This is a genomic window from Heyndrickxia shackletonii, assembly GCF_001420715.1.
Taxonomy (GTDB): domain Bacteria; phylum Bacillota; class Bacilli; order Bacillales; family Bacillaceae_C; genus Margalitia; species Margalitia shackletonii.
The window spans coordinates 541,429-554,379 of record NZ_LJJC01000006.1; the positions used below are offsets into that span (position 1 = coordinate 541,429).

The 12,951-nt window shown below is 36.9% G+C and carries 12 protein-coding genes; 9 read left to right on the forward strand and 3 right to left on the reverse strand.

The window, feature by feature from the left end:
- The first annotated feature begins 87 nt into the window (after positions 1-87).
- The 4 genes from AN964_RS20895 to AN964_RS20910 are packed head-to-tail and all read left to right on the forward strand — an operon-like array spanning position 88 to position 2,531.
- Positions 88-651 (forward strand): 2-phosphosulfolactate phosphatase, encoded by a 564-nt coding sequence (locus AN964_RS20895; protein ID WP_055741731.1) that lies wholly within the window; start codon positions 88-90, stop codon positions 649-651.
- A 1-nt stretch (position 652) separates the two neighbouring features.
- The gene (locus AN964_RS20900; protein WP_055741732.1) at positions 653-1,510 is read left to right on the forward strand and encodes an aminoglycoside phosphotransferase family protein; all 858 of its coding nucleotides are present in this window, start codon (positions 653-655) and stop codon (positions 1,508-1,510) included.
- Complete coding sequence (locus AN964_RS20905) at positions 1,510-2,115, forward strand: GNAT family N-acetyltransferase (RefSeq protein WP_055741733.1); 606 nt, start codon at positions 1,510-1,512, stop codon at positions 2,113-2,115. The genes AN964_RS20900 and AN964_RS20905 overlap by 1 nt, the downstream gene beginning before the upstream one ends.
- 11 nt (positions 2,116-2,126) lie before the next feature.
- The gene (locus AN964_RS20910) at positions 2,127-2,531 is read left to right on the forward strand and encodes a hypothetical protein (protein ID WP_055741734.1); all 405 of its coding nucleotides are present in this window, start codon (positions 2,127-2,129) and stop codon (positions 2,529-2,531) included.
- Between the two features lie 25 nt (positions 2,532-2,556).
- Here the strand turns inward: AN964_RS20910 and AN964_RS20915 are convergent, their stop codons facing one another.
- The 3 genes from AN964_RS20915 to AN964_RS27355 all read right to left on the reverse strand — a co-directional run bounded on the left by AN964_RS20915 (position 2,557) and on the right by AN964_RS27355 (position 4,319).
- Complete coding sequence (locus tag AN964_RS20915; RefSeq protein WP_055741735.1) at positions 2,557-2,739, reverse strand: hypothetical protein; 183 nt, start codon at positions 2,737-2,739, stop codon at positions 2,557-2,559.
- A gap of 11 nt (positions 2,740-2,750) precedes the next feature.
- Positions 2,751-4,016, reverse strand: coding sequence for a helix-turn-helix domain-containing protein (locus AN964_RS20920; RefSeq protein WP_055741736.1), 1,266 nt, complete (start codon positions 4,014-4,016; stop codon positions 2,751-2,753).
- A 177-nt stretch (positions 4,017-4,193) separates the two neighbouring features.
- Positions 4,194-4,319, reverse strand: coding sequence for a hypothetical protein (locus AN964_RS27355; protein ID WP_268888408.1), 126 nt, complete (start codon positions 4,317-4,319; stop codon positions 4,194-4,196).
- 347 nt (positions 4,320-4,666) lie between these two features.
- On the opposite strand from AN964_RS27355, the gene pcrB reads away from it, so the two are divergent.
- The 5 genes from pcrB (at position 4,667) to aceB (ending at position 12,941) form a co-directional block, all read left to right on the forward strand.
- The gene (pcrB, locus tag AN964_RS20925) at positions 4,667-5,356 is read left to right on the forward strand and encodes a heptaprenylglyceryl phosphate synthase (RefSeq protein ID WP_055741737.1); all 690 of its coding nucleotides are present in this window, start codon (positions 4,667-4,669) and stop codon (positions 5,354-5,356) included.
- Positions 5,357-5,413: 57 nt separating this feature from the next.
- On the forward strand, positions 5,414-7,627 hold the full coding sequence (gene pcrA, locus AN964_RS20930) for a DNA helicase PcrA (protein ID WP_055741738.1): 2,214 nt from the start codon (positions 5,414-5,416) through the stop codon (positions 7,625-7,627).
- A 29-nt stretch (positions 7,628-7,656) separates the two neighbouring features.
- Entirely contained in the window at positions 7,657-9,663 is a 2,007-nt protein-coding gene (gene ligA, locus AN964_RS20935) for an NAD-dependent DNA ligase LigA (protein WP_055741739.1), read from the forward strand.
- 233 nt (positions 9,664-9,896) lie between these two features.
- The gene (locus AN964_RS20940; protein ID WP_055741740.1) at positions 9,897-11,045 is read left to right on the forward strand and encodes a CamS family sex pheromone protein; all 1,149 of its coding nucleotides are present in this window, start codon (positions 9,897-9,899) and stop codon (positions 11,043-11,045) included.
- A 303-nt stretch (positions 11,046-11,348) separates the two neighbouring features.
- A complete protein-coding gene (aceB, locus tag AN964_RS20945) occupies positions 11,349-12,941 on the forward strand; it encodes a malate synthase A (RefSeq protein ID WP_055741741.1) in 1,593 nt (530 codons plus the stop codon).
- The last annotated feature ends 10 nt before the right edge of the window (positions 12,942-12,951 follow it).

A 12,951-nucleotide genomic window follows, 5' to 3' on the forward strand; every position in this document is an offset into this window, starting at 1 on the left:
TAGAAATGGTATAATTTTTAAAAGACTTAGATATTGAGTGAGGTGAAATCATTTGTTTGATCAATCTCCTTTTCAATGTAGGATGGAATGGGGCGCACGAGGTGCAAGAGAAGCGGCAGAACGGAATCGGTGAAGCTTGGTAATCCAACCCTTTCACCTGTTACCTTCAATCAAACTCACAAACACAAAAAATATGTTTTATGTTCTTTGAATGGTGCTCTTTGCTCATGGGTTGCCGCGAAAGTTCCTGCGCTCTTAATTGGCAGCCTATTGAATGCCTCCTCCGTCGCGACTTACGCTAGTAAGCTACAATCACAAACTAATACGGATATTACAGTAATCTCATGTGGAGAGCAGTGGGAAGATGTTTTCGATAGGGAAAATAAGCTGCGGCCTGCTATGGAGGATTATTTAGGGGCAGGGGCTATTTTATCTAAACTAAATGGAGAGAAATCTCCAGAGGCTGAGCTTTGTGCAAGTGCTTTTAAAAGTGTTGAAGAAAGAGTGCAAGATCTCATTTGGGATTGTGGAAGTGGAAGGGAATTAAGATTAAAGGGCTTTGAAAAAGATGTTCTCCATGCTGCTCAGATAGATGCTTTTAAGAATGTTCCTATTTTAACAGATTCCTATTTTATTAATGCAGAGGTGTAGGGTGGAATCGATTATAAAAGAATTGATTAAAAAAGGAATTATTGATAAAAATGTTTTAGATTTTAAGCTTTTTAATGGCGGAACATCCAGTCAAATAGGCTGCCTTCGGATGGAGGATGGCAAAAAAATTGTGGTGAAGTCTAATGTACCGAAAGTTTTAGAGGCAGAAATCTACTTTTTGAATTTTTATCAAGACGTTTCTCTTTTCCCAAAAATTATTTATGCAGATCCAGCATTTAAATATATTTTGTACACATATGTTGAGGGAGAGATGTCTGGAGACTTTCAAAGAAAAGATGCATTAAAGGATTTAGTTCATAAGGTTATTAACCATTACAAACCGGCAGAAACCCATAATATTTGGGGATTGATGGAGGAGCCTGTTAGTTCGTGGCAGGATTTTCTTTCAGCGGAGGTAGAGGTTGCGGATGAACGACTGTCCGCTATATTAAGCAAAGAGGATTATCGTCTTATTAAGTCTTTCGTTATGAATTCTAATCGAAATGAATTGGACACTCCTTATTTGCTTCATGGTGATTGTGGAGTTCATAATTTTTTATTTAAAAATAGTAACTTAATTGGAGTAATTGACCCGACTCCGATTATAGGTATGCCTATTTACGATTTAGTTTTTGCTTTTTGCTCCTCACCAATTGATTTATCTTGGGAAACGATAACAGAAGCAGCAGAGGAATTAAAATTTCCGATTATGGAAGAGAATTTGATTAAAGAAGTGATGATTGGATTATATATTCGTATTTCAAGATGCGTAGCCTATCATCCGAATGATTTACCTATGTACTTAAAAGCATGGAGTGAATGGAAAGAAATATTAAAGCGAAAAGGTGGAACATGCTGATGAATAACCTATTTGAAAAGCAACCAGTATTAGACCACAAACAATTGAGGTTATTACCGATGGAGGAAGTGCATGTAAAGGATTTGTTTGATATTAATGATCCGAGTGTATGGAATTATATGCTGCTGCAAGTGGATACTCTTGAAAAGATGCAAAATTGGGTCCATGCTGCATTGACGGGAAAAGTACATAACCAAATTTTACCTTATGTTGTACAGTTGAAGGAAACTGGAAAAATCGTAGGGACGACTCGAATTTATGGATTGGATTTTCAGAATCGTTCCTGTGAAATAGGATCAACCTGGTATGCACCTGAATTTCAAAGAAGCTTTGTTAACACAGCGTGTAAACTAACCCTGTTCCAATTTTGCTTTGAAGAACTTAACATGATCCGGGTACAGCTCAAAACCGATGAACGAAATGTACGATCCCAAAAAGCTATTGAAAGAATAGGGGCCAAAAAGGAAGGGATTCTGCGTAACGAAAGAATTTTAGAAAATGGATATATTAGAAATGCATGTGTATATTCCATTACTGCGGAGGAATGGCCAGGTGTGAAGAAGGGGTTGTTGGAGAAAGAGAAGTACTACGAAACACGATTATAGGGAGAATTTAAATGAAATTTTATATAGCTTCAAGTTTTCAAAATGTAGAGACGGTAAATGCCCTTTCTAGTAAACTTGTCGAAAATGGTTTCCAGCAAACTTATGATTGGACCCAAAATGAAAAATCTGTAGGAATAGAAGAACTTAAGGAAATTGCGATAAAAGAGAAAGAAGCTGTTATGGAATGTGAACTCTTTATTCTCCTTTTGCCGGGCGGGAAGGGAAGTCATACAGAGTTGGGAATTGCCTTGGGCTCTGGTGTAAAGAGTATCTACATATTTGCTCCGCATTCTGAAAATAAAAAGGACAGTTTAGCAACGACGTTTTATCATTTACCGGAAGTGCAGATATTTTGCGGGTCGATGGGGGAGTTTGTGGATAAGATTTTAAAGATTTTGGATAATAAAAAAAGATAACCATGAAGTTATCTTTTTTTATTAATCATAGTTCAACTGAAAAAGCGGAGGCACTATAAGTAGAGAAAAGACGTGGTTCTTTTTCACCGATTGCTACATTTTTAGTATCTGAACTCTTATCATTATTATTTTGCAAAGTTTGAGATGTAACGAATGCTCCACTCATAAGTAATGCACCTATCCCTAATGATAATATAATTTTTTTCATGATTTACCCTCCTAAATATGCGTGATTTGTTTATATGAGAAGTTGACAAGCTTATAATATTTGGTAGCATTTTTATATTTATGTAAATTTTCAAAATGGCTTGCTAAAAACTCTGCATATACTGTCAACTTTGCATAATCCTTTTGTTCCTCTAAATAGGGAATAAATTCTTCGACCATCATTTTCTCAAATTTTTCGTGTTGTTCTTCAATCATATATAAAAATGCTCTTATTTCGTGATAAAACATTACATGTTTATCTTTACCATCTAAATCAATCCATTTGAGACCTTCAGAAATTCTTTGTTTAGCTTCTTTAAAATAACCATTTTGGTAATATTCTTTAACTATAGTAGTTAGGGCCGAAAGACGGTCTTCTAATAATGATTCGTCTTCATTGATAATCATATCTAAATGATCAATTGCTAAATTAGTATCACCTTGTACGGAATACAAATAGCCAAGATTTAAGTGTGTTAATTGAATAATATCTTTATTATTTGTATGCTCAGCTAATTGTTTAGCTAATTGGTAATTTTTTATTGCCTTTTCATGATTGTGAATGCGTCTATAGGAAATACCCAGTATCAAATGGCATTCTGCACAACGTGAAAAATGATAAATCTGTCTATATAAGTCCAAAGCTTTATATGCGGCTCTTAATGCTAACGATGTAATCCTTAACTTACTATATGTTAGTGCTAATGAGTATTCCAAATCAGCATTTTCTTCTTCGGAAACATCAAGATGTGCTATAAAATCTTCAGATAAAGTATAAAATTTAAGAGCCTCATTATAATCTTCTTTTAAATAATAGTAGTTCCCATTAAATTTATTCCAAAAATACTTTTGCTCAGTTGTAAAAGTATTGCTGAAATCTTTTAAATGATTAATTTGTTCAAATGCAGGATCTAGTTTTCCTAGTTTTAAATAGTATCTTATCAAATGAATTTTTAATAGAATTTGCAATTCAACATCTTCTATAGTATTAGTTAATTCATTTATAATGTTATACTTCTCTTTTAACTTCTCAACATCAGTACATGACAATAGCAATCGAAACCATTCGTGACATAGTGCTTTTGTTTCGTCATCGATTTGTCTGTTAATTTCTATGCCCAGCCTTAGGCAAAGGAGTTTGATGACTTCGTCGTTTGGTTCGATTTTACCGTTTTCAATTTTTGATAGGTATGAAATTGATATGATTCCTTCGGCTAGCTCTTCTTGCGTCAAGTTTTGTTTGATTCGATTCAATTTAATAATTGCACCAATGTTCATATATTAACCACCTAGAATATATTATAGCTTAAATATTATTTAAAGTGGTAATAATAAGAAAATTCCCGAGAGAAATTATTTATTTTTCATTTAAATGCTATGCAGGGAATGATATTATTCCCTGCATATGAGAAGATTGTTTCTATTAATGATAAGTAATTTAGTCTGTGTCAAAGGTCATACTGATACTTTCACTTTTTGAAGATTTGAATCTTTTTTATCATTCAGCAGAATATCAATTTTGTAAATTAAGGAATCAATGTCTCTTTTTGTAATCTTCGTTGGGGTCTTTTTCTTACGCATTATAACTCCTCCTTACAAATTTTTTTGCTGGGTATAACTTCTTATTGTTATCATAACACACTTTATAGGACAATTAACTTGGGAAAATAACATGAAATATAGAGCAAAAAATACTCATTTTCTTTCAAGTTTTCCTAAATGAAACACAAAAATCAAGAAAATAGATGACATTTTTCCTATGATTTAATGAAAGTGTAAAAAAATTAATGCAACTGTAACTTCGGTCGTATATATTTTTGCATTTTTCAATAAATGGCGTAGCCCAAATGTCTTGCGGAAAATCTTTTTTGTAGCATATAACAAATGCTATAATGTTGTATGGAATATAGGAATGGAGGATACGCTCGATGTACGACGTTCGCGAATGGCGACACGCCTTTAAGTTGGATCCTAATAAGGAAATTTCCGATAAAGATTTAGAAAAAATATGTGAATCCGGTACAAATGCCGTTATTATTGGAGGAACAGATGGTGTAACATTGGAAAATGTTCTACATTTAATGGCGCGAGTGCGGAGATACACAGTTCCATGTGTGTTGGAAATTTCTAACTTTGAATCTATTACACCTGGTTTTGACCTATATTTTATCCCATCCGTCCTAAATAGTGAAAATGTGAAATGGGTAACTGGTTTGCATCACGAAGCAGTGAAGGAATACGGAGAGTTAATGAACTGGGACGAGATATTGGTAGAAGGCTATTGTATTTTAAACAGTGACTGTAAAGCTGCAAAGCTCACGCAATCGAATACAAATTTAAGTGTAGAAGACGTAGAAGGATATGCTATGATGGCAGAAAATTTATTTAAGATGCCTATCTTCTATTTAGAATATAGCGGTTCTTACGGAGATGTAGAGGTAGTAAAAGCCGCAAAAGGCCACTTAACAAATACTAAATTGTTTTATGGCGGCGGTATTGTGTCCGAGGAGCAAGCTAAAGAAATGAGCAAGTATGCAGATGTCATTGTAGTTGGTAATATTATTTATGAGGATTTAAATCAAGCTTTAAGAACAGTGCAAGTAGTAAATGAAATATAGACTTTATTGGTTTAAAAAATATATAATAAGAACAAATGTTCTGGTGGTGAATAAGCAATGCAATTTCTAAAAGATCGCCTGCTTTCTGGATTAAATCCTGAGCAACAAGAAGCGGTGAAAACAACGGACGGCCCCCTTTTAATTATGGCAGGTGCGGGAAGTGGTAAAACACGTGTGTTAACTCATCGTGTCGCTTATTTAATGGTGGAAAAGGGAGTCAATCCTTATAATATCTTGGCTATTACCTTCACCAATAAGGCTGCACGTGAGATGAAGGAACGGATTGAAAAAATTATGGGTGGTGCAGCAGAAGAAGTTTGGATATCCACTTTTCACTCTATGTGTGTAAGAATTCTGAGACGAGATATTGATCGGATTGGGATAAATCGCAATTTTACCATTTTAGATCCTACCGATCAGCAATCAGTTATTAAGGGGATTTTGAAGGATAAAAATATTGATCCGAAAAAATTCGAGCCTCGGGCTATTCTTGGTACCATAAGCAGTGCAAAAAATGAATTAGTAACTCCTGAGGAGTATTCGAAGCTTGTTGGGGGTTTTTACGAACAAGTTGTGAGTGACGTTTACGAAGAGTATCAAAGACGTCTCCGCAAAAATCAAGCGCTTGACTTTGATGATCTCATTATGATGACGATTCATCTATTTCAGCGTGTGCCGGAAACATTGGAATTTTATCAGAGAAAATTTCAATACATTCATGTAGATGAGTATCAAGATACAAATAGGGCTCAATATATGCTTGTTAAAATGCTCGCATCCCGATTCCAAAACATTTGTGTCGTTGGGGATTCAGACCAATCCATCTATCGCTGGCGCGGTGCAGACATCGCGAATATCCTCTCTTTTGAGAAAGATTATCCTCGTGCAAAGGTTATCATGCTTGAGCAAAATTACCGTTCTACCAAGAGAATTCTTCATGCAGCAAATGAAGTAATTAAAAATAATGCAAACAGAAAACCGAAAAAATTATGGACGGAAAACGCCGAAGGGCAAAAAATCAGCTATTACCGAGCAGACAGTGAACAATCCGAAGCACAATTTGTGGCGGGGAAAATTAAAGAAATGGTGGATTCAGGAGATCGTAAATTCTCCGACATCGCGATTCTTTACCGTACAAACGCCCAATCACGTGTAATGGAAGAGGTTTTACTGAAATCTAATATTGATTATCACATTGTTGGCGGAATTAAATTCTATGATCGTAAAGAGATTAAGGATATTCTTGCTTACTTGCGTCTAGTGGCTAACCCAGATGATGATATTAGCTTACAGCGGGTCATCAATGTACCAAAGCGCGGAATTGGTTCTACCTCACTAGATAAAATTGCTCGTTATGCTGCAGATAATGATATTTCTATTTATGCAGCATTGAAGGAAATTGATTTTATAGGCGTAAGCCCGAAAATTGCCAAAGCTGCATATGAGTTCTATGAATTAATCAGAAACTATACTCAAATGCAGGAATATTTATCGGTTACGGAACTTGTAGACGAAATTTTAGATAAATCTGGCTACCGCGAAATGCTAAAAGCGGAAAAATCATTAGAAGCACAAAGCAGACTTGAAAATATCGATGAATTTTTATCCGTTACCAAAAGCTTTGAGGAAGGCAGTGAGGATAAAAGCTTAGTTGCTTTTTTAACAGATCTTGCATTAGTGGCAGATATTGATCGGTTAGATGAAAAAGAAGAAAACAACAATGATGCGATTGTTTTAATGACATTACATTCAGCAAAGGGATTGGAATTCCCAGTTGTCTTTTTAATTGGACTCGAGGAAGGGGTTTTTCCGCATAGCCGTTCTTTAATGGAAGAGGCTGAGATGGAAGAGGAAAGACGCCTTGCTTATGTAGGAATTACCCGTGCAGAACAAGAATTATTTTTAACCAATGCCGCTATGCGAACATTGTTTGGCCGGACAAATATGAACCCTGTTTCCCGATTTATTAACGAAATTCCGGAAGATCTTCTTGAAGGCTTGAATAAAGAAGTAAAACCACAAACTAGCCCATTCGGCTCCGGGCAAAAAAGACCTGTCAGTCGTCCGGTGTCACGACCAATTCCAACAAGTACTGGTGCAAATGATTTGGAATGGAAGGTTGGCGATAAGGCTGAGCATAAGAAATGGGGAATTGGAACGGTTGTCAGTGTGAAAGGCAAAGATAAATCGATAGAGCTTGATATTGCTTTTCCGAGTCCTGTCGGTATCAAACGATTACTCGCAGAATTTGCGCCAATTCAAAAAGTATAATATTGGAATGATGACAAGGGGCTGTAGCTATGGATAAACAAACTGCGGAGCAGCAGGTAAAGGAACTTCATCGTCTCTTAACTCAATATAATTATGAGTATCATGTGTTGGACAACCCATCAGTTCCTGATGCGGAATATGATCGTCTTATGAGAGAACTGCTTGAAATTGAAAAAGCGTTCCCTGATTTAGTAACTCCTGATTCGCCTTCACAGCGGGTAGGTGGTGAGATTCTTTCCGCCTTTGATAAGGTAGTACATCAAATCCCGATGCTAAGTCTTGGAAATGCCTTTAATGAGGGGGATCTCCGTGACTTTGACCGCCGTGTAAAACAAACCGTTGGGGACGATGTGGAGTATGTATGTGAATTGAAAATCGATGGGCTGGCTATTTCTCTTAGGTATGAACAAGGCTTATTTCGTCAAGGGTCTACAAGGGGCGATGGAACGATAGGAGAGGATATTACTTCCAATCTTAGAACGATACGCTCGATTCCTCTCCGTCTTCATGAACCAATGTCGATTGAAGTTCGTGGTGAGGCATATATGCCAAAGAAATCCTTTGAAAATTTAAATCGACAAAAGGAAGAGAACGGAGAAGAGCCATTTGCAAACCCAAGAAATGCAGCAGCAGGTTCTTTAAGGCAACTTGATCCGAAAATAGCAGCATCAAGAAATTTAGATATTTTCTTATATGCAATTGGCGATTTCACAGAAACAGGTGTGACAACTCATAGCAATGGGTTGGATCTTTTGGAGAAGCTTGGGTTCAAAGTGAATAAAGAACGAGAAAAGTGTTCCAATATTGATGAGGTCATCGAATATGTGAAAAAGTGGACAGAAAGGCGTCCTAATCTTCCGTATGAAATTGATGGAATTGTTATCAAAGTAAACTCTCTAGAACAGCAGCAAGAGCTTGGAACTACTGCAAAAAGTCCGAGATGGGCAATTGCCTACAAATTCCCAGCTGAAGAAGTAGTAACAAAGCTGCTCGATATAGAATTAAGTGTGGGAAGAACCGGTGTTATTACACCAACAGCGATTCTTGAGCCAGTGAAAGTAGCAGGAACAACGGTAAAACGCGCATCTCTTCATAATGAAGATTTAATTCGTGAAAAAGATATCATGCTCGGCGATCATGTTGTGGTCAAAAAAGCAGGCGATATCATCCCTGAAGTAGTGAATGTTCTAGCAGAACGCAGAACAGGTGAGGAAAGGCAGTTTTCTATGCCAACACATTGTCCGGAATGTGAAAGTGAGTTAGTGCGTTTAGAAGGAGAAGTGGCATTACGCTGCATTAATCCGAAGTGTCCTGCTCAAATCCGGGAAGGCCTAATTCATTTTGTTTCACGAGATGCAATGAACATAGATGGATTAGGGGAAAAGGTTATTAGTCAGTTATTTAGCCATGAATTAATTCAGGACGTGGCAGATATTTATGGTTTACAAAAGGATCAGCTCCTTGCATTAGAAAGAATGGGAGAGAAATCCGTTACAAACCTACTTGATGCGATTGAAAAGTCCAAAGAAAATTCATTGGAAAGACTGTTATTTGGATTGGGGATTCGCCATGTTGGAGCAAAAGCTGCTAAAACACTGGCCCAGCGTTTTGATACGTTGGATCAATTAATGTCTGCAACCAAGGAAGAACTGACAGGTGTTCAGGATATCGGAGAAAAAATGGCTGACTCCATCTACACGTATTTTGAAAACGAGGATGCTCGTGAATTAATAGATGAATTAAAGGCTGCTGGTTTAAATATGACCTATCTAGGGCCAAAACCAGTTGATGCTAAAAATATTGATTCCAGTTTAGCGGGAAAAACGGTCGTATTAACCGGAAAACTGGAAAAGATGAACCGTAATGAAGCGAAGGAAAAGCTTGAAGCCCTGGGTGCCAGTGTTACTGGAAGTGTCAGCAAGAAAACGGATATTGTTATCGCAGGCGTTGATGCCGGGTCAAAATTAGCGAAGGCAGAGGAACTTGGTATAGAAATTTGGGACGAAGAAAAAATGCTGCAAGAATTTGGGCAGTGAGTTGAAACATTTCTTATGCTAAAGTAGTCTTAATAAGAGGATAAGAAAGTATAAAATTTTTAATCATATAAGATATTTAACAAGTTAAGTCTATGTCTAGCTCTAGGTGAAATTTGCACTTCCATTTCAATAGCGCCTATGGCTAGCGGATTTCTAAATAGTTTTATACTACTTTGCAAAATAGAAAATAAGTGTGAACGGGCACTTATTTATGAAATAAAGGTGGCATTTTCATGAAAAAGTGGTTACCGGTGCTCCTAACTGTCATTTTAACGGCGGGTTGTGCGCCCCATTTTAGTAAGCAGGATCAAATTGTACAAAAGAAAAACGATAAAAAGGAAACAGCGATAGTTCCAAATTATCAAATTTCCAATCAATATTACCGAACTATTCTTCCATTTAAGCCAAGTAAATCAAGAGGACTAACGGTAAGCAATTTAAATACTCGCTATGATATAGATGAGTTTGAAACAGGTCTAATGCGTGTGGCTCAGAAACAATATTCACCAAATGATTATTTGTTTCAGGAAGGCCAATATTTAGATAAGAATACAGTTGTTTCTTGGCTTAATCGGAAATATACAGCTAGTCAATTAAAAGCGCAAAAATTAAAGCCGGCCGATAATCTTGGATTAAATCCAGTTGCAAGCGGCAAGGATGCTGCAAGTACACCAATTTACTTAGCACATATTTTAGAACAGGATTATTTAATTAAGAGTAATAAAAATACAGTTAAGCTTGGTGGAGTAGTAATTGGACTTGCCTTGAATTCTGTCTACTATTATCAAAAACAGCAATATGGTGCTACTTATGATAAAACGATTAGCCATGCGCAAGTAGCGAGTCATGGAAAAAGTATTGCTCAGGAAGTAATTAAAAGGCTTCGCAATATTAGTGGATTGAAAAATGTACCAATTACAATTGCTCTATATGAGCAAAAGGGAACAGATTCTGTCGTTCCTGGGAACTTTTTTGCCTATACAACGGTATCTAATGGAAGCACATCTATCGATAATTGGAAAACGGTAAATGAAAAGTATTACTTGTTTCCATCAGATCAAGCGACGAAGGATTATCGTGATGACTCTCAATCATTTAGTAATTTTAAAGACGATGTGGAAAAATACTTTCCAAATTATAATGGTGTAGTTGGCCGTGGACTGTATGAAGATGGGCAATTAACGAAATTAAACATCGAAATCCCGATGCAGTTTTACGGACAATCTGAAGTAGTTGGCTTTACCCAGTATGTTGCTGGAATAGTAAGTGACTTTCCAGATCATATATCTTTAGAGATTAGTGTAACTTCCGTAAATGGTCCAAAAGCACTTATTGTCCGAGAACCGGGTGAGAAAGAACCATTTGTTCATATTTACGATTAGTAAGAAAGCTGCTGACAATAAATTGTCGGCAGCTTTTATTATTGTCTAGGGAAAACATTGTGTGTTGAAAGGGAATCAAGAGGGATTTGTGCCTAAATCAGGGGGGATTTACTGTGATGGAATGTTAAATTAAGCGAGCAGTTTCGCTTATCAATTGTAAAGGAACTTGGCCGTTTAGTAATCTCGATAAATGTCGAAAGAACACGAGCGAAAATATAGAAATAAAGGTTCCTTTTTTGATTTTCTGTTATATAATACATTTAAGTTTAATAGTCTGTATTATAACATGTAAGAGGTGATGAAATGAGCACACAAACAAGCGGAATAACAGTAATAGGGCAAATGAAGCCTGGGTTTGAACAAATACTTACTCCGGCAGCATTGCATTTTATTGAACAGCTTGAAAGACATTTTGGTGAAAAAAGAAGGAGACTGTTACAGTACAGAATACAAAGACAAAAGGAAATCGATCAAGGAACCCTTCCTCACTTTTTGCCGGAAACAAAGCATATTCGTGAGGGGGAATGGACAATTTCGCCATTGCCAGATGATTTGCGAGATCGCCGCGTGGAAATTACCGGCCCTGTTGACCGTAAAATGGTTATTAATGCACTAAACTCCGGAGCGAATGTATTCATGGCATGCTTTGAAGATGCAACATCACCTACTTGGGACAATGTAGTTGAAGGACAAATTAATTTAAATGATGCTGTAAATAAGACGATATCCTATGAAGGTCAAAATGGGAAAAAATATGAATTGAATAAGAAAATAGCTGTATTAGTAGTTCGACCGCGCGGATGGCATCTGGAGGAAAAACATGTGCTAATCGATGGAAAGCCGATTTCCGCAAGTCTTTTTGACTTTGGTTTATATTTTTTTCATAATGCTGCCCGTCTGACACAAAATGGAACGGGGCCATATTTTTATTTACCAAAACTGGAAGGTCACCTCGAAGCAAGGCTTTGGAATGATATTTTCTCCTTTTCGCAAAAATATATTGGAATTCCAAAAGGAACGATTAAAGCGACTGTATTAATTGAAACCATTATGGCTGCATTTGAAATGGATGAGATTTTATATGAATTGAAGGATCATTCAGCGGGTTTAAATTGCGGGCGTTGGGACTATATTTTCAGTTTTATCAAGAGACTGCGGAATCATGAAAATGTGATTTTACCGGATCGATATTTTGTAACCATGACCGTTCCGTTTATGAGGTCGTATTCACTATTAACCATTCAAACCTGTCATCGCAGGAAAGCACCTGCTATTGGCGGAATGGCAGCGCAAATTCCGGTGAAAAATGATCAGAGGAAAAATGAGGAAGCATTTGCAAAGGTAAGAGCGGATAAAGAAAGAGAAGCACGCGACGGTCACGACGGAACTTGGGTGGCACATCCGGGGCTAGTACCTATTGCAATGGAAGTCTTCAATCGCGAAATGCCGACACCAAACCAGATCCATACATCGAAACAGCAGCATATTCAAATCAAAGAATCTGATTTATTAGAAATTCCTGGTGGAGTCATTACAGAGGAGGGAGTAAGGCAAAACATAAGTGTCGGAATTCGATATATCGAATCATGGTTGAGTGGAAAGGGCGCGGCACCTCTTGACCATTTAATGGAGGATGCGGCAACAGCAGAAATTTCCCGAGCACAAGTTTGGCAATGGATACGTCATCCGAAAGGTGTTTTAGAGGATGGACGGAAAATAACGATGGAAATGTATCAGGAATTAAAAGCAGAAGAGTTAGAAAAAATTCACTGTGTTGTTGGTGAAAAAGAGTATAGAACTAGACGATATGAAGAAGCTGTGCATTTATTTGATAGGCTAATCCAGGATGGGAATTTTATAGAGTTTTTAACATTACCAGGTTACGAGATTTTGTGAGGAGGATGGT

Bases quoted from the DNA above. Each gene is read 5' to 3' on its own strand.
- AN964_RS20895 (WP_055741731.1), top strand. From the start codon at position 88: ATGGGGCGCACGAGGTGCAAGAGAAGCGGCAGAACGGAATCGGTGAAG.
- AN964_RS20905 (WP_055741733.1), top strand. From the start codon at position 1,510: ATGAATAACCTATTTGAAAAGCAACCAGTATTAGACCACAAACAATTG.
- AN964_RS20910 (WP_055741734.1), top strand. From the start codon at position 2,127: ATGAAATTTTATATAGCTTCAAGTTTTCAAAATGTAGAGACGGTAAAT.
- AN964_RS20915 (WP_055741735.1), bottom strand. From the start codon at position 2,739: ATGAAAAAAATTATATTATCATTAGGGATAGGTGCATTACTTATGAGT.
- AN964_RS20920 (WP_055741736.1), bottom strand. From the start codon at position 4,016: ATGAACATTGGTGCAATTATTAAATTGAATCGAATCAAACAAAACTTG.
- AN964_RS27355 (WP_268888408.1), bottom strand. From the start codon at position 4,319: ATGCGTAAGAAAAAGACCCCAACGAAGATTACAAAAAGAGACATTGAT.
- pcrB (WP_055741737.1), top strand. From the start codon at position 4,667: ATGTACGACGTTCGCGAATGGCGACACGCCTTTAAGTTGGATCCTAAT.
- pcrA (WP_055741738.1), top strand. From the start codon at position 5,414: ATGCAATTTCTAAAAGATCGCCTGCTTTCTGGATTAAATCCTGAGCAA.
- ligA (WP_055741739.1), top strand. From the start codon at position 7,657: ATGGATAAACAAACTGCGGAGCAGCAGGTAAAGGAACTTCATCGTCTC.
- AN964_RS20940 (WP_055741740.1), top strand. From the start codon at position 9,897: ATGAAAAAGTGGTTACCGGTGCTCCTAACTGTCATTTTAACGGCGGGT.
- aceB (WP_055741741.1), top strand. From the start codon at position 11,349: ATGAGCACACAAACAAGCGGAATAACAGTAATAGGGCAAATGAAGCCT.